This window comes from Mycobacterium shigaense (genome assembly GCF_002356315.1).
In the GTDB taxonomy this organism is placed as follows: domain Bacteria; phylum Actinomycetota; class Actinomycetes; order Mycobacteriales; family Mycobacteriaceae; genus Mycobacterium; species Mycobacterium shigaense.
Genome location: NZ_AP018164.1, coordinates 1,564,912 through 1,580,043, shown reverse-complemented (window position 1 = coordinate 1,580,043; position 15,132 = coordinate 1,564,912). Strand labels below are relative to the sequence as shown.

The 15,132-nt window shown below is 69.1% G+C and carries 16 protein-coding genes; 6 read left to right on the top strand and 10 right to left on the bottom strand.

All coding sequences use genetic code 11. The features are described from left to right. Positions 1–201 precede the first annotated feature (201 nt). On the top strand, positions 202–765 hold the full coding sequence (locus MSG_RS07560) for a MarR family winged helix-turn-helix transcriptional regulator (protein ID WP_096438448.1): 564 nt from the start codon (positions 202–204) through the stop codon (positions 763–765). On the opposite strand, the gene MSG_RS07555 is transcribed toward MSG_RS07560, so the two are convergent. The 4 genes from MSG_RS07555 to MSG_RS07540 are packed head-to-tail and all read right to left on the bottom strand — an operon-like array spanning position 709 to position 3,802. Continuing rightward, complete coding sequence (locus MSG_RS07555) at positions 709–1,995, bottom strand: glycosyltransferase (RefSeq protein WP_096438446.1); 1,287 nt, start codon at positions 1,993–1,995, stop codon at positions 709–711. The genes MSG_RS07560 and MSG_RS07555 overlap by 57 nt on opposite strands. A 9-nt stretch (positions 1,996–2,004) precedes the next feature. Beyond that, positions 2,005–3,048 (bottom strand): type 2 isopentenyl-diphosphate Delta-isomerase, encoded by a 1,044-nt coding sequence (fni, locus tag MSG_RS07550; RefSeq protein ID WP_096438444.1) that lies wholly within the window; start codon positions 3,046–3,048, stop codon positions 2,005–2,007. Next, a complete protein-coding gene (locus MSG_RS07545; protein ID WP_096438442.1) occupies positions 3,045–3,272 on the bottom strand; it encodes a hypothetical protein in 228 nt (75 codons plus the stop codon). Before MSG_RS07545 ends, fni begins: the two co-directional genes overlap by 4 nt. A 23-nt stretch (positions 3,273–3,295) precedes the next feature. Then, positions 3,296–3,802, bottom strand: coding sequence for a MarR family winged helix-turn-helix transcriptional regulator (locus tag MSG_RS07540; RefSeq protein ID WP_096438440.1), 507 nt, complete (start codon positions 3,800–3,802; stop codon positions 3,296–3,298). Between the two features lie 63 nt (positions 3,803–3,865). Between MSG_RS07540 and MSG_RS07535 the strand changes: the two genes are divergently transcribed. From MSG_RS07535 to MSG_RS07525, 3 genes are read left to right on the top strand one after another with little or no spacing between them, the layout of a single operon-like run. Beyond that, positions 3,866–5,977, top strand: a complete 2,112-nt coding sequence (locus MSG_RS07535; protein WP_096438438.1) for an MMPL family transporter — start codon at positions 3,866–3,868, stop codon at positions 5,975–5,977. Beyond that, positions 5,974–6,462, top strand: coding sequence for a TspO/MBR family protein (locus MSG_RS07530; protein WP_096438436.1), 489 nt, complete (start codon positions 5,974–5,976; stop codon positions 6,460–6,462). Before MSG_RS07535 ends, MSG_RS07530 begins: the two co-directional genes overlap by 4 nt. Next, entirely contained in the window at positions 6,462–7,790 is a 1,329-nt protein-coding gene (locus MSG_RS07525) for a cryptochrome/photolyase family protein (RefSeq protein WP_096438434.1), read from the top strand. Before MSG_RS07530 ends, MSG_RS07525 begins: the two co-directional genes overlap by 1 nt. A gap of 254 nt (positions 7,791–8,044) precedes the next feature. On the opposite strand, the gene MSG_RS07520 is transcribed toward MSG_RS07525, so the two are convergent. Both MSG_RS07520 and MSG_RS07515 read right to left on the bottom strand, forming a co-directional pair. Further along, positions 8,045–8,338 carry a hypothetical protein gene (locus MSG_RS07520; protein WP_096438432.1) on the bottom strand — a complete coding sequence of 98 codons (294 nt, stop codon included), beginning with the start codon at positions 8,336–8,338 and terminating at the stop codon, positions 8,045–8,047. A gap of 68 nt (positions 8,339–8,406) precedes the next feature. After that, on the bottom strand, positions 8,407–9,144 hold the full coding sequence (locus MSG_RS07515; protein ID WP_096438430.1) for an acyltransferase: 738 nt from the start codon (positions 9,142–9,144) through the stop codon (positions 8,407–8,409). Between the two features lie 93 nt (positions 9,145–9,237). Between MSG_RS07515 and MSG_RS07510 the strand changes: the two genes are divergently transcribed. Beyond that, positions 9,238–10,572: an outer membrane protein assembly factor BamB family protein gene (locus tag MSG_RS07510; RefSeq protein ID WP_096438428.1), complete on the top strand. Its 1,335-nt coding sequence runs from the start codon at positions 9,238–9,240 to the stop codon at positions 10,570–10,572. Positions 10,573–10,584: 12 nt separating this feature from the next. Here the strand turns inward: MSG_RS07510 and MSG_RS07505 are convergent, their stop codons facing one another. The 3 genes from MSG_RS07505 to MSG_RS07495 form a co-directional block, all read right to left on the bottom strand. Then, complete coding sequence (locus tag MSG_RS07505; RefSeq protein ID WP_096438426.1) at positions 10,585–11,271, bottom strand: esterase; 687 nt, start codon at positions 11,269–11,271, stop codon at positions 10,585–10,587. A gap of 70 nt (positions 11,272–11,341) precedes the next feature. Further along, positions 11,342–12,520 (bottom strand): class I SAM-dependent methyltransferase, encoded by a 1,179-nt coding sequence (locus MSG_RS07500; protein WP_408632022.1) that lies wholly within the window; start codon positions 12,518–12,520, stop codon positions 11,342–11,344. An 8-nt stretch (positions 12,521–12,528) separates the two neighbouring features. Continuing rightward, positions 12,529–13,491 carry a class I SAM-dependent methyltransferase gene (locus MSG_RS07495; RefSeq protein ID WP_096438424.1) on the bottom strand — a complete coding sequence of 321 codons (963 nt, stop codon included), beginning with the start codon at positions 13,489–13,491 and terminating at the stop codon, positions 12,529–12,531. A 72-nt stretch (positions 13,492–13,563) separates the two neighbouring features. Here MSG_RS07495 and MSG_RS07490 point away from each other — a divergent pair, with 72 nt between their 5' ends. Next, on the top strand, positions 13,564–13,857 hold the full coding sequence (locus tag MSG_RS07490) for a hypothetical protein (protein WP_096438422.1): 294 nt from the start codon (positions 13,564–13,566) through the stop codon (positions 13,855–13,857). A 457-nt stretch (positions 13,858–14,314) separates the two neighbouring features. On the opposite strand, the gene MSG_RS07480 is transcribed toward MSG_RS07490, so the two are convergent. Further along, entirely contained in the window at positions 14,315–14,917 is a 603-nt protein-coding gene (locus MSG_RS07480; RefSeq protein WP_096438418.1) for a DUF222 domain-containing protein, read from the bottom strand. Positions 14,918–15,132: the final 215 nt, after the last annotated feature.

The following is a 15,132-nucleotide window of genomic DNA, read 5'->3' as shown; positions in this document are numbered from 1 at the left end:
GTCCACGGCGTCAGCGACAGCGAGCACCCGTGTCCGGTGACCACGACACCACGTGACGCGATCCCACCCGGACGTAGCTGCGGTTATCCGAGATAATTCGCGCGGTCTGGGGTAAGTTCGCTCCTGATCCGCGGCCGGGTGTGTTCAACCCTTCGATGAGCGCGCGGATACGCTGGTGTACCTGATGAAGGATACGGGTAGGTGAGCAAGCGCCGTGCGAATGACGCACCGCCCGAGCGGGCCGAGCTGGAGAGGCAGTTGTCGGCCGATGTCCGAGCGATCACCGCGCGGTCTGACCGCGTGGGCCGACACTTTGCGCGCGTAAACAACGTGAGTAGCAGCGACTTCCACGCCCTGCTGCACATCATGGTCAGCGAGACCGCCGGGACACCGCTGACGTTGGCCCAGCTGCGCCAGCGGATGGACGTCTCGCCCGCCGCCATCACCTACCTCGTCGACCGGATGATCGAGGCGGGCCACATACGCCGCGAGCCGGACCCGGCCGACCGGCGAAAGTGGCTGCTGCGCTATCAGGAGAGCGGCATGACGATGGCGCACTCCTTCTTCAAGCCCCTCGGCGCGCACCTGAGCGCGGCGATGGCGGACCTCACCGACAGCGACCTCGCCGCGGCCCACCGGGTGTTCACGGCGATGATCGATGCGATGAACACCTTCGAGGATGAGCTCGTCGACCCGCCGGTCAAACCGTCAGCCGGCGTCGGGCGTGACGGCGCGGCGTCCCGGCGGCAGGACGCCCCCCGGTAGAACCGGCTGCAGTAACCGCCGCTCGATCAGGTCCGCCCCCCGCGCCACGCCGCCGGTCGCGGCGAATCCGGCGGCCACCCGCCGCGCGCCCGCGGCCATCGCCGTCGCCTCGCGCACGGCGGCGCGCAGCCGCGCAGGCGTCAGCCGACGGGCCGGCAGCCGGGTGCCGCATCGGGCGACTTCGACCCGCCGCGCGACTTCGGCCTGATCACGGGCGAAGGGCACCGCACACACCGGGACACCGCGGGCCAGGGCCTTAACGGTGGTGCCCATCCCGCCGTGGGTGATGGCGCAGATCGCGCGGTCCAGCACCGCACCGTGATCGACGAACCGGCACACCGTCGCATTGGGCACCGGCGGCAGGCCGGCGGGAACACCCGCGGGAAAGGTCGCGACGACGTGAACCGGCTCAGACTCCAACGCCCGCAAGGCAATACGGCCCAGCCCGGCGTCGGCCTGCGCGAGGGACGACGTGCTGACCAACACGACGGGCCGGTCGATAGTGGCCAGCCAGTCCGGCACGGCCGCGGCGGGCGGTTCGAATTCACACGCGCCCAGGAAATGAACGAAATCCCGCCAGTCCGGGTGCGGGTACTCGAACGGCTCCCCGCCCACCGCCAGCAACAGCGGGGCGTGGCGCATCAGGGCGTCCACCGACACCACCGCCGGCACCCCGATCTGTTCACGAATTGCGTTGAGCCGCGGCATGACCCGCCGATCGAACAGGGCGCTCACGAAGGGGCGAATCGACGCGTCGCGCACGGACCCGAAAGGGCCAGGCAGGGGTCGCAGGCCGGGGCCGAAGGGCGGCGCAGCGCGGGACCGCAGGTAGGGGGTGAATGGCGAAAAGATCAGCCACGGAAGCGGACTGGCCTCCATCACCGACATCGCGCCCCAGCAGTTGGCGTCCACGATGACCAGGCCGGGCCGCACACGCGCGATCGCCCGGCGCAGATCGTCGACCTCGAGCGCGGCGCGCCGGCACAGCACGTCGATCGTCGCCCGCAGCACCCCGAAGGCGTTGCGCTCGAGCCAGTCTCGGCCGGCGATGGCCTCGATGCGAGGGTCGACGGCCTCGGCACAGAAGCCGGCGGAGCGCATGGCTGCGACCTCGCCGGCCAAGGTGCGCAGGTGAATTCGGTGTCCGCGATCGGCCAGCTCCCGCAGTAGCGCACCCATCGGGTACAGGTGGCCCAGCGCGGGCGACCCGTAGGCCAGGATCGCGGCCATGCGCCGGCCTTAGCGGGGTGCCGCGCCGACGCCGCGCAGGGCGCGCAGGTCGGGCGCGCCGCAGCCGTGCAGACACACGCGCAGCTCGTCGACGAATTGTTGCAGCCAGCCGGTCACGGCGTCCGCCGACTCGATGGCCGCCGCCAGCAGCGGCCGCGCGACGGCCACCACGTCGGCGCCCAGGGCCAGGGCTTTGGCCGCGTCCATGCCGGTCCGGATGCCGCCGGAGGCGACCAACGGGATACGCGGCAGCACCGCCCGCACCTCGGTGATCGCTTGTGCGGTCGGAATTCCCCACTCCGCCAGATCCGGGTAGCGCACCTCGCCGTAGCGCACCAGCTGTTCCACCCGCGACCACGACGTTCCGCCGGCGCCCGCCACGTCGATCGCCGCCACCGGCGGCGCACCGGTCGACCGGAGCAATTCGGCGACCGCCGCGGCCCCGATGCCGTGCCCGACCTCCTTCAACAGCACCGGATAGCCGACCAGGGCGGTGAGGTTGTGCAGCCGGTCCAGCGAGCCGGTGCAGTTCGTGTCGCCATCGAGCTGGGCGGCCTCCTGAAGCGGATTGACATGCACGGCAAGCGCATTCGCGCCGACGCGGTCGAGAGCTGCGACGATGTCGGGCACCGCGTCCTTGGTCAGCTGGGAGAGCCCGATGTTGCCGAACAACAGCACGTCGGGCGCGACATCGCGGACGGTGAAGCTGGTCGCGGCGCGCTCCCCGAGCACGCTGTCGAGCATCACCCGCTGCGATCCCAGCATCATTCCGATGCCCAGCCATTGCGCGGCGGTGGCGAGGTTGCGGTTGATGGTTCGCGACAGTTGCGCGCCACCGGTCATCGCGCCTACCAGAACGGGCGCGCGCAACGGCGTGCCGAAAAACTCGGTGCGAAGGTCGATGTCGTCGAGAGCGGTCTGGGTCAAGGCGTTGTAGGGCAGCCGGTACCGTTCCAGTCCCGTTGTCAGATGCCGGTATTCGACATCGCCGTCGAGACAGACGTCGATGTGGCGGCGCTTGCGGGCGGACAGCTCGCCGCGGTCGGCACTCACGGCGCGTCGATCCGGTGGTTGAGCAGCCAGATGTGGGTCGAGAGCAGGAACGCGAAGGCGACGCAGGCGGGATAACGGGCCGGCACACCGGCGCGCCCTCCCCGGCTGGCGATGGCGCGGCGGGCTAGGTCGACGCTGCTTGCGGCCGGCAGGGTGGCCTGCCCGCCCGCCACGGAGGCCGTCGCAACCGCCGCGGTGGCGCTCGGCAGTGTGGAAGCGCGCATCAAAGTTCCCTATCGTTCACGCGTCAGGTAGTACCCACCTCGGAGCCGGAGACTCGCAGCTCGTGGTGAAATCGGTGCATGCCATCGATGAAGGCGGTGAGCACCCGGTGCGCGGCCGTCAGTTCGGTGTCCGGCAGCTCGGCCATTGCAGCATGAGTGTGGGCAGCCAGCAGAGTGAAAAAGGCGCGGGCCACGTCGAAATCATGGTCGTGGCGCAGGATCACCTTGCGCCTATCACCCGGATCGGATTCCCGGCGGATGTGACCGGAATTGATCATGCGCTCGACCAGATAGGTGATGGCCGCCGCGGACAGCCCCATCTTGTTGCGCAGCTCCCCCGAGGTCAGCGGGGCATCGGCGCTTTCGGCCACCAAGATGTGCAACAACGCCCGAAAGTCACTGGGCCGCAGCTGATGTGCGGCAGCGAAAACACGGCCGAGCTGGTCGGATTCGGCGGCAAGAACGCGCGCATCGGCCGCGATCAGCGCTTCGAGCCGCTCGCGCTCGGCGGCCCCCCGAACCGGGTTCATCAGAAACTGAGCATACCGTGCCAATCGCATTTTGTTAATTTGATTAATGGTTAAGTGACTGAAATGCTTGTAGACGTGTCCTGGGAGAGGCTGGCCGTGGCCGTCACCGGGCGGCGTTCCTGGCAGGTCGGATTGGCCGCCGTGGTGCTGGGTGTCGGTTTCATGGTGTTGATCGGACCGAACGCGGCCGCGGGCCAGGCGCCGTTGTCAGTGCCCGCCGGGTCCGGCTCCGCACGGGTGGATGCGCTTTCGCGCCAATTCCCCAACGGCGACCGCGTGCCGCTGATCGCCGTCGTCAGCCACCTCGACGGGACCGCGCTGAATCCGTCGGACATGGACGCGGCCAGGGCGGCACGCGACCGAATGCAGGCGGTGGTCGAACCGTTCGGGACCGCCAGCCCCCAGCCTCCCCTGGTCTCGCCCGACGGGCGTGCTGCCGTCGCGATGGTACCCATCGGCGCCGACCTGTCGGGCATGGTGTTGCGCGACGGGGTCGCCGCGGTGCGCCGCGCCGCCGCCGCCGGCTTGCCCGCGGGCCTGGCAGCGCACGTCACCGGCGGACCGGCCTTCGGCGCCGACATCGCCGACGCATTCAGCCACGCCAACGTCACCTTGCTCGCGGTGACGGCATCGGTGGTGGCGCTGCTGCTGATCGCGACGTATCGCTCGCCGGTGCTGTGGCTGGGCCCCCTGCTGGTGATCGGATTCGCCGATCGCGTCGCCGCGGCCGCGGGCACCGCGGTGGCCCCGCTGACCGGGTTGAGCTTCGACGGCGCGACCTCCGGGATCACCAGTGTGCTGGTGTTCGGGGCCGGCACCAACTACGCCCTGTTGCTGATCTCCCGCTACCGCCAGGAGCTTCGGCGCACCGACGACCATCGCGCTGCCCTGCGCCGCGCCGTGCGCATGGCCGGACCGGCCATCGTCGCCAGCAACGCCACCGTCGTATTGGCCTTGCTCACCTTGCTTTTCGCCTCGACCCCGAGCACCCGCAGCCTGGGCGCGCTGGCCGCCTGCGGGCTGGTCGTCGCGGCCCTCTCGGTGTTGGTGGTGCTGCCGCCGCTGCTGGCATGGTGCGGCCGCCGACTGTTTTGGCCGCTGATCCCGCAGCCGGAGCACACCGACCCCGCACCCGGCGGCTGGTACCTGATCGCCGCAGCGGTGGCGCGCCGTCCCGCCGTGGTCGCGGCGCTCGCTATCGCCGTCCTGGTAGCCCTCAGCACGGGTCTGCTGAGCGCCCGAATCGGCCTTGCACAGACCGAACAATTCCGGGTCCGGCCGGATTCGGTGACGGGCTATGATGTGGTCGCCGCGCACTTTCCGGCCGGCCTAGTCAACCCCGTCGCCGTCGTCGCCGCGACGAACCGGGCCCCGCAGGTGCAGCAGGCGATCGCCGCCGCGCCCGGCGTGGTCTCGGTGAGCGAGTCCGGCCACGCCACAACCGGTTTGACGAAGTGGTCGGTGAACATCGACGCGCCACCGTCCTCCGAAGCGGCATTCGGAACCGTTGTGGCACTGCGCCATTCGACGGAGAGCGCCGGCGCGCTGGTGGGCGGACCGGACGCGCAGGCCCTCGACATCCGCGAAGCCGCCGCCCACGACCGGCGGACGCTGGTGCCCGCCATCCTGGTGGTGATCCTGGTCGTGCTCTACGTGCTGCTGCGGTCGGCGCTGGCGCCGCCCACCCTGCTGGCCGCGACGATCCTGGGGGCATTGGCCGCAATCGGGATCGGCGGCTGGGCGAGCCTACATGTCTTCGGCTTCCCGGCGCTGGACAACAGCACCCCGTTGTTCGCCTTCCTGTTCCTGGCCGCCCTCGGCGTCGACTACACCATCTTCCTGGTCACCCGCGCGCGCGAAGAGGCGGCGAGGCACGGCACGCGTGACGGCATGATTCGCGCCGTGTCGGCGACCGGCGGCGTCATCACCAGCGCGGGAATCGTGTTGGCCGCGGTGTTCTGCGTGCTGGGGGTGCTGCCGCTGATCGTGATGGCTCAACTGGGCATCATCGTGGGCCTGGGCATCTTGCTCGATACCTTCGTCGTGCGGACGCTGGTCATACCCGCGCTGTTCGAGCTGATCGGCGAACGGATCTGGTGGCCGGCACACCCGGCGACGACTGAACATATTGGGAAGCACCGCGCATGCGCCGAACACGAGCGGAGTACAGCATGAAGAAATCGACACTGGCCACAACCACCCTTGCCGTGGCCGCGGCGGCGGGTGCCGGAAGCATTGCCAGCCCGGCCCGCGTCGCCGGCTGGTACACCCGGCTACGCAAGCCGGCATTCCAGCCGCCCGCCGCCGTGTTCCCCGTCGCCTGGACCGCCCTGTACGCCGACATCGCCGCGACATCGGCGGCGACCATCGACCGATATCGCGCGGCGGGCCAACCCGAGAGGGCGCGCAGCTATGCCGTAGCGCTGGGCCTCAATCTGGTGCTCAACGCGGGATGGAGTTGGCTGTTCTTCCGCTATCACAAGCTCGGTGCGTCGGCGCTCGGGGCGGCCGTTCTAACGGCCAGCAGCGCCGACCTGGCCCGCCGCGCCGCGCAGGCCGACCCACGGGAGGGCGTCGCGCTGTCGCCGTATCCGTTGTGGTGCACCTTTGCGACCGTGTTGGCCACGTCTGTCTGGCGGCTCAACCGCGGTCACGAATAGTGTCCGCGCTGTTGTGGTTTCGGCGCGATCTGCGGTTGGGTGACCATCCGGCGCTGGCCGCCGCCGCCGAGGATGCAGACGTGCTCGCCTGCTTCGTGCTCGACCCGCGCCTAGAGAAGTCGTCGGGTCAACGCCGTCTGCAATTTCTCGGCGACGCGCTGCGGCAGCTGCGCGACGACCTGGGCGGTCGGCTGTTGGTGGTCCGCGGCCGACCCGAGCAGCGAATCCCGTTCATTGCCAGGGAAATCGATGCCTCGGCCGTGCACATCTCCGAGGATTTCGCGCCGTTCGGCAGGCGGCGTGACGAGCGGGTCCGCGCGGCGCTGGACACGGTGCCGCTGGTCGCCACGGGGTCGCCCTATCTGGTATCGCCCGGCCGGGTGACGAAGAAGGACGGATCGCCATACAAGGTGTTCACACCGTTCCTGAGTGCGTGGCGCGAAATCGGTTGGCGCAAACCGGCGCCCACCAGCGCCGATTCGGCGCGCTGGATCGACCCCGCACAGCTGAGCCAGCAGCCGTGCGAGATTCCCGACCCCGGTGCCAACCTGGACCTCGCCGCCGGTGAGGCCGCGGCGATGAAGAGCTGGAAGTCTTTCTCCGACAAAGCTTTACAACGCTATCACGAGGATCGCAACCGGCCCGACCTGCCGGGCACCAGCCGGATGTCGGCACATCTGAAGTTCGGCACCATCCATCCCCGCACCCTGGTCGCCGGCCTGCACCTGCGTACCAAGGGCGCGCAAACCTATTTGCGGGAGCTGGCATTTCGCGACTTCTACGCCGATGTGCTGCACCACTGGCCGGCCAGCGCCTGGCACAACTGGAACGGCCAGTTCGACGCTATATCGACCGACACCGGGGTCGCGGCCAAACGCCGCTTCGAATCCTGGAAGGCCGGCGAAACTGGCTTTCCCATGGTCGATGCCGGGATGCGCCAACTGCGTGAGACCGGCTTCATGCACAACCGGGTGCGGATGATCGTGGCCTCGTTCCTGGTCAAGGACCTGCACCTGCCCTGGCAATGGGGCGCCGCCTGGTTCCTCGACCAGCTCGTCGACGGCGACATGGCCAACAATCAGCACGGATGGCAGTGGTGCGCGGGATCCGGCACCGACGCCGCGCCGTATTTCCGGGTGTTCAACCCGACCACGCAGGGCGAGAAGTTCGACCCGTCGGGCGACTACATCCGCCGCTGGGTGCCCGAACTGGCCGACGTCGACGATGCGCACCTGCGCAAAGCCGAGAGGCCGGCGGGATACCCGCCGCCGATCGTGGACCACGGCGCCGAGCGCGCCGAGGCGTTGCGCCGCTATCAGAGCCTGTAACTTCCGCCAACCGTTTACTCGAAGCTATTTGGCATGTCAGCATCAGCCGATTCACAGTTGCTGGAATGCCAGGGAGTCGTCATGGCACGGTCGGTCTATTGAATGTTGCTGCTTTCGGGTGCCGCGGTGGCCCTGATGGAGCACGGCCGGCAAGAACTACGGGGCGACCGTCACGGTCGTCGACGTCGACGCCGGCGACGTCAGCTTCAACATCGTGCTCGACAACCAGCCCTCGTAGCCGGACTCGGCGATATTCAATCGCCCACGGCCACAAAGTAACCAACGATACCGAGCAGCTCGGCCGCCGCGGGCAGGATCAACGCCGCGACCGCGAACGGCCAGGCCAGCCGGCGCCGGACCAGGCAGACAATCGTGGCCACCGTGCCGACGACGGTCAGGACGGCCGCGGCCGACACCGACAGCAGCACCGACGTGGCGGCCGCGTTGGCGTTGCATCGGTCCGGCGGACAGTAATCCGTGAAGGCCAGCATTATGAATTCCATGCCGGCGGCCGCGGCCCAGCCGACGACGGCGAACACCACCAGCACGATGGACAGTGTCTTGTCCCACCCGGGCTGCGCCGGCCGGCCACCCGGATAGACCGGGCCCGGCGAGGTCAGCGGGCCGCCTTCTTGCGTTCGATATCCGCAAGGGCGGCAGCCAATTCGGCGCGCTGGGCGGCCGAACTCTCCCACGACAACTGCCGATTCTTGACGACCTTGGCCGGGGCGCCGACCGCGATGGAGTAGTCGGGGACCACACCGCGCACGACGGCGTGCGAACCCAACACGCAGCCGCGCCCGATCGAGGTGCCCCGCAGCACCGTGACCTTGACGCCGACCCAGGTGTCCGGGCCGATCCGCACCGGGGACTTGATGATGCCCTGATCCTTGATGGGCAGCGTGATGTCGTCCATCCGGTGGTCGAAGTCGCAGACGTAGCACCAGTCGGCCATCAGCACCGAATCGCCGAGTTCGATGTCGAGGTAACAGTTGATGACGTTGTCGCGGCCCAAGACCACTTTGTCGCCGAACCGCAGCGAGCCCTCGTGCGCCCGGATGGTGTTCTTGTCGCCGATGTGCACCCAGCGTCCGATTTCGAGCTGCGCCAGTTCGGGCGTCGCGTGAATCTCGACACCCTTGCCGATGAACACCATGCCGCGGGTGATGATGTGCGGATTGGCCAGCTTGAACTTCAGCAGCCGCCAGTAGCGCACCAAGTACCACGGGGTGTAAGCGCGGTTGCGCAGCACCCACTTCAGCGAGTCCACCGTCAGGAACTTGGCCTGGCGTGGATCCCGCAGCCGATGGCCCCGCCAGCGACGATGGACCGGGGCGCCCCACATGCTCGTCACAGCCGGAAAGCCTAACGCGGGCAATCGCGGGTACGCGAACCGCCACGGGTTACCCTCACCTGTACTCGATCGCTGCCCGCGGCGCGGAAGGATTTGGAAATCGAGGTGCTTGCCCGACAACTCGTCAGTGGGCTTCGGCGCTGGTCGTCTGCTGTGCTCGCGGCTGCGCTGGCCGGCGGGCTCGCCGGTTGCGGCAACACCGATTCGTGGGTCGACGCGGCGCCGTCGCAGGGCTGGTCCGCGCAGTACGCCGACGCGGCGAACAGCAGCTACACCGCGACGGGCGGGGCCACCAAGCTGTCGCTGCGCTGGACGCGGTCGGTCAAGGGCAGCCTGGGTGCCGCGCCGGCGCTGAGCGCGCGCGGCTACCTCGCCGTCAACGCGCAGACGCCCGCCGGATGCTCGCTCATGGAATGGGAGAACGACGACAACGGCCGGCAGCGCTGGTGCGTGCGGCTGTTCCAGGGCGGCGGCTTCGCCGGCCCGTTGTTCGACGGCTTCGACAACCTCTATGTTGGTCAGCCGGGTGCATTCTTGTCGTTTCCGGTCACGCAGTGGACGCGCTGGCGGCAGCCGGTGATCGGAATGCCGTCCACCCCGCGGTTTCTCGGCGGCGGCCAGCTGCTGGTGAGCACGCACCTGGGTCAGCTGCTGGTGTTCGACGCGCACCGCGGCGAGGTGGTCGGCAGCCCGGTGGACCTGGTCGACGGCGTCGACCCGACCGACGCGACGCGCGGACTGGCCGACTGCGCACCCGCCCGCCCAGGCTGCCCGGTCGCGGCCGCCCCGGCCTACTCGGCGGCCAGCTCGACGGCGGTGCTCGGCGTCTGGCAACCGGGTGCCGCGGCGGCGGCGCTGGTCGGGCTGAAGTACCACCCGGGACAGTCGCCGCTGCTCTCCCGGGAGTGGACCAGCGACGCCGTCGGCGCCGGGGTGATCGCCAGTCCGGTGTTGTCCGCGGACGGCGCGACGGTCTACGTCAATGGTCGCGACCAACGGCTGTGGGCCCTGACCGCCGCCGACGGAAAGCCGAAATGGTCGGTGCCGCTGGGGTTTTTGGCCCAGACGCCGCCCGCGGTCACGCCGCAGGGGCTGATCGTGTCGGGCGGCGGCCCCGACACCCGGCTGGTGGCGTTCAAGGATGCCGGCAACCACGCCGATCAGGTCTGGCGCCGCGACGACGTCAGCCCGCTGGCGTCGTCGAGCCTGGCCGGTTCCGGGGTGGGCTACACCGTCGCCACCGGCCCGCCGGCCGGCGACAACGCCGGCATGTCGTTACTGGTGTTCGATCCCGGCAACGGCCACACCCTGAACAGCTATCCGCTTCCCGCGGCCACCGGCTATCCCGTCGGCGTCTCGGTGGGCACCGATCGACGGGTGGTCACCGCCACCAGCGACGGTCAGGTGTACAGCTTCGCGGCCTCCTAGCGGCGCGACAGCCTACAGCGCCAGCGGCGGGATGGCGTTGCGCGGCACCTGGGCCTGGCTGGGGCCGGCGAACGCGGGCAGCATCTCCCCCGGCGCGAAGTAAAAGATCAGCTCGTCGTCGGTGATCGCGAAGTTCTGGTAGTGCGTTGGGTCCAGGCCCGTCGACGGCAGGATGGTGGCGCCCACCGCGTTCTGCCGTTCCAGGTCGTGCTTTACCAGCGGGAAGATGGCGTCCAGTGGCGAACTGTTGGGAGCGAACAGGTTGTCGAACGTGATCGGCTGCTTGGTGCCCAGGTTGTAGTTGAACGCCTTGTACCAGGTGGACGTGCGGGATCCGCCGACGTCCTGGAAGAACTTGAGCACGACGCTGCGGGTGTTGTGCGGCGCCTGCCCGGCGAAGTGCTGCTCGACGGTGGCTTCCATCTGGTAAGGCTGATCGCGCGGCCCGGAGGCCTGCGCCACGTTGACGAACCCGTCGCGGTTCTGCGTGACGTATTCGATCAGCGCCTGCTCGTCGGGGTAGTCGGCGGGAAACGCCATGTTCAGCGTGTACATCGGGCCAGTGGCATGCACGTGACACAGCTGGCCTGCGTCGACGGTGCCACCCACGCTCGCGCACGACGCCGGCGCGGCGGCGGCCGACGGCCAGCCGGACAGGGCCGCGGTAAGGAGCACCGCGGCCGTAAGCAGATGACGCATACCTTGAATTGTCCTCGTCGAGTCGAAAGGCGAGGCCCCCGAAAGTGACCGCCGCCAGCCTACCCGGGGGCTATCGCGAGGCCCGGCAGATGTAGGCCGTGGCGCGGCCGGCCGACCCCGAGCCGAGGCGGGTGACCACCACCGACAGCGCGCGGCCCCCACGCGGCCGCAGCCGTCGCCGCAGCGCGTCGGGGTCGACCGGCACGCCGCGGACCAGGATCTCCAGCGCCCCGCAGTCCAGCCCCGTGAGCGCCTGGCGCAGTCGGCGCTCGTCGAAGTCCAGCTGCTCGAGCACCTCGAAGCCTCGGACGCCCGGCGGCAGCTCGGCGCCGGACAGGTAGGCGATGTCGGGGTCGAGCTGCCACAACCCGTGCCGGGCGCCGTAGTGGCGTACCAGCCCGGCCCGCACCACCGCGCCGTCCGGGTCGACGATCCATCGCCCGGCCGGGCCCACGCCGCAGTCGTCAGACTCGGCGTCGGTGAGGCGTTCGCCGCGATCGAGCACGCTCGCGCGGCGGCGCACGCCCGGCTCGGCCAGCCCCACCGACCATAGGCACGCCTCGCGCACCGAGCCGCGATACGACGTCACCTCGATTTCGCCGTCGAACCCAAGCCGCCGCAGTAGTTCGAAATCAATTCCGGGAGCACACTTTACGACGAGGTCGCGGTCGGAGTAGGTGTCGATGAGCGGCGCCAGGCCCGGCTGATAGTCGTCTGGGCGAAACCGGCGCTGCCCGCCGCTGCGGCGCGCCGGGTCGACGACGACCACCGCGTCGCGGGTGATCGGGCGCAGGGCGTCGGCCCGGCAGAGGTCGACAACCTGCCCGACGTTGTGGCGCGCCATCGCCAGCCGTACCGGGTCGATGTCGCTGCCCAGCGCTCGCACCCCCGCGCGCTGCAATGCCGCCAATTCGGTGCCGACCGAACATGTCGCGTCGTGCACCGATCGCTCGGTCGCGGCCAGCCGCCCGGCCCGGTGCAAAGCAACCGGCGCCGCGGTGGCCTGCTGCAGGGCCTCGTCGGTGAACAGCCAGCCGGACACCCCAAATTCGCCCAGTTTCTCGGTCGCGCGCCGACGCAGCAACGTCGTCTCCACCAGCACCGGCGCCCGGGCACCAAATCGGGCCCGCGCCCGGGCGGTGTCGGCGATCCGGGTGGCATCGGTCAGCGCGAGGTCGGCGACGGCGGCCAGCGCGGCGACACCCGCCTCCGACCGCAGATAGCTGACGTCGTCGCCGGTGAAGCGCAGGCCGACGCTCAGGACGGTTTGACCCCGGTGACCATCACGTTGTAGAACCAGCCCTTCGGCGCGAGGTGCCGCCAAATGTTGGCATCGACCCAGCTCAGAGCCTTCCAGCCGGTGAACGCGAACTTGGCCCAGCCCCAGCCCAACCGGCCGGGCGGCACGGATGCCTCGAAGGTGCGGACCGGCCAGCCGAACATCGCCGCGGTGAATTCCTCGCTGGCGGTCCGAATCTGCACCGCGCCGGCGTTTTCCGCCATCCGCTCCAGGTCCTCGGGAGCGAACGTGTGCAGGTCCACAATGGCTTCCAGCGCCGCGACGCGCGAGGACTCGTCGAGCTCGACCTGCGGGCGGCGCCAGCCGCCCAGGCCGGGCAACTTGGTGACGTTGGTCGCCACCCGCCAGGTCAGGGTGGACAGCGACCGGGCGTAGACCTCGCCGACGTTGGTCGGCTCACCGGCGAAGACGAACCGGCCGCCGGGCTTGAGCACCCGGATCACCTCGCGCAGCGACAGCTCGACGTCGGGGATGTGGTGCAGCACGGCGTGGCCGACGACCAGGTCGAAGGTGTCGTCGTCGTACGGGATGCCCTCGGCGTCGGCGACCCGGCCGTCGATGTCCAGACCCAGCGATTGGCCATTGCGGGTGGCGACCTTGACCATGCCGGGCGACAGGTCGGTGACCGACCCGCGCCGCGCGACGCCGGCCTGGATCAGGTTGAGTAGGAAAAATCCTGTGCCGCAACCTAATTCGAGGGCGCGGTCGTACGGTAGCTCACGCAGGACCGCGTCGGGGACGGCCGCGTCGAACCGGCCGCGTGCGTAGTCCACGCAGCGCTGGTCGTAGGAGATCGACCATTTCTCGTCGTAGGTCTCGGCTTCCCAGTCGTGATAGAGCACCTGGGCCAGCTTGGTGTCGTGCCGGGCGGCTTCGACCTGGTCGGCCGTGACGTGGGCGGCCGGAGTTACTTCGGTCATCAGGGCAGCCTAACCGCCTGGCGAAATTCGGGGTGAAGTGCCAACCAGCCTTGGCGACCTAAACCTGGCGACGTGGCCGAGATTCTTCGGGTCAGCGACGCCGGACTGCAAGCACTGGCGGCGCACTGCGAAACGGTGTCGGCGCAGTTGGTGGCTGCGGCTCCGCTGCCCCGCGTGGGCCTGCCGATCCAGCCGACGTCTGGCGCCGTCGGCGCCGCCCATGCCGTGGTCGGCGACGTCATCACCGCATTGGCCCGGCGAGCAAAAACCAGTGCGGTCAAAGCCGCCTTGACGGGGACGCAGTTCGCGGCGACGGACACGGCCTGCGCCCAACAATCCGAACACCATTCGATCGCTGCTGAGTGACGGGCTCATGAAGATCGGAGACATCCTCGGCGCTTCCGACGAACGCGTAGTGCCCCGGGATCTCACCGTCGACGCTGCTGTTGAACGAGTCCGAGACCTCTTCGTCGATCATTACAACGAACCCGATTTGTGGCACTTCACGATCTGGCTTCAACTAACGCTCGCCGGTCAACGCCGAGCCCGGACGCTCAAAGAGGAATCCGCGGACCGCTAATCGAGTCCTGTCCGCCGCCATCGGGATCGTTCACCCACAGGTCAGCATGGCAGCGGCATGAATGCGCCTCGCCGCAGGAAGGCTCCCGTGAACCATTGACGGGAACGTAGACATCCAGCATTCCGTCTCGAAAATTCGGTTCCGCCCTCAAGACCGGTATTGACGCCCGCCTTAGCCTCATGCCCGGAGCCTGAATACATGAGCGTCTGATTGAGCTTCAACAATGACCGCGGGGCAGCCGGTCTAGTTAGTTGTGGGTGGTGGGTGGGGTTGGAAGGGTGTGTACCACCACCATTGGGCACGTTCGCCGGTGGGCCCGGGGCACGGTGGGACGTCGGGCGGGGCCTGGGACGGCGGGTGCGCCAACGACCCTGCATCCAACCGGCGCCCGTCGCTGTCGGTGACCACGAGGTCGGCGGCAGGACCGGTCAGCGTGATGCCGCCCTGGTGGTGCAGCCGGTGGTGGTAAGCACAGACCGGCACCAGGTTGGCCAACTCGGTCGGGCCGCCGTCTTCCCGGTGTTGAAGGTGGTGGGCGTGCAGACCGCGGCTGGCCCCGCACCCGGGCTCCACACAGGCGCGGTCGCGATGCTCCAGGGCGCGGCGAAGCCGGCGGCTGATCAGCCGGGTGGTCCGCCCGGCGCCGATCGCCTCACCGTCACGTTCGAACCACACCTCACCGGTGGCCTCACACGTCAGATACCGGCGCTCAGCGTCGGTCAGCAGCGGACCCAGATGCAACGCCGCCGCGGCAAAACGGGCGTCGACCGGGTCATCAAAGACGTCGCTCAGACAGTCATTGAGAGCAGGCCAGTTCTTTCCGTAGTGCGCAGGGAAGCCGAACATCTGTACCCGGCCTCGCGCAGTGTGCCGATATCGCGCTCGAGCACCTCAGGCTTAAAGTACACATTCACCGCTGTATCGAGGGACACCGCACCCAACATGCCGCGACTCTACGTGCTGACGTCGCGAACCGCGAACATGGCGTTGCGGAGAGCTTTGCACTGACACCGGCTCGAATTACCATGCGGTGGAGCCATGTTGGGCCGGCACCCGACGCG

Excerpts from the sequence above, each read along its gene's own strand:
- MSG_RS07505 (WP_096438426.1), bottom strand. The coding sequence starts at position 11,271 with ATGCGTCATCTGCTTACGGCCGCGGTGCTCCTTACCGCGGCCCTGTCC.
- MSG_RS07545 (WP_096438442.1), bottom strand. The coding sequence starts at position 3,272 with ATGCGCGCTTCCACACTGCCGAGCGCCACCGCGGCGGTTGCGACGGCC.
- MSG_RS07495 (WP_096438424.1), bottom strand. The coding sequence starts at position 13,491 with ATGACCGAAGTAACTCCGGCCGCCCACGTCACGGCCGACCAGGTCGAA.
- MSG_RS07540 (WP_096438440.1), bottom strand. The coding sequence starts at position 3,802 with ATGAACCCGGTTCGGGGGGCCGCCGAGCGCGAGCGGCTCGAAGCGCTG.
- MSG_RS07555 (WP_096438446.1), bottom strand. The coding sequence starts at position 1,995 with ATGGCCGCGATCCTGGCCTACGGGTCGCCCGCGCTGGGCCACCTGTAC.
- MSG_RS07535 (WP_096438438.1), top strand. The coding sequence starts at position 3,866 with ATGCTTGTAGACGTGTCCTGGGAGAGGCTGGCCGTGGCCGTCACCGGG.
- MSG_RS07480 (WP_096438418.1), bottom strand. The coding sequence starts at position 14,917 with ATGTTCGGCTTCCCTGCGCACTACGGAAAGAACTGGCCTGCTCTCAAT.
- MSG_RS07530 (WP_096438436.1), top strand. The coding sequence starts at position 5,974 with ATGAAGAAATCGACACTGGCCACAACCACCCTTGCCGTGGCCGCGGCG.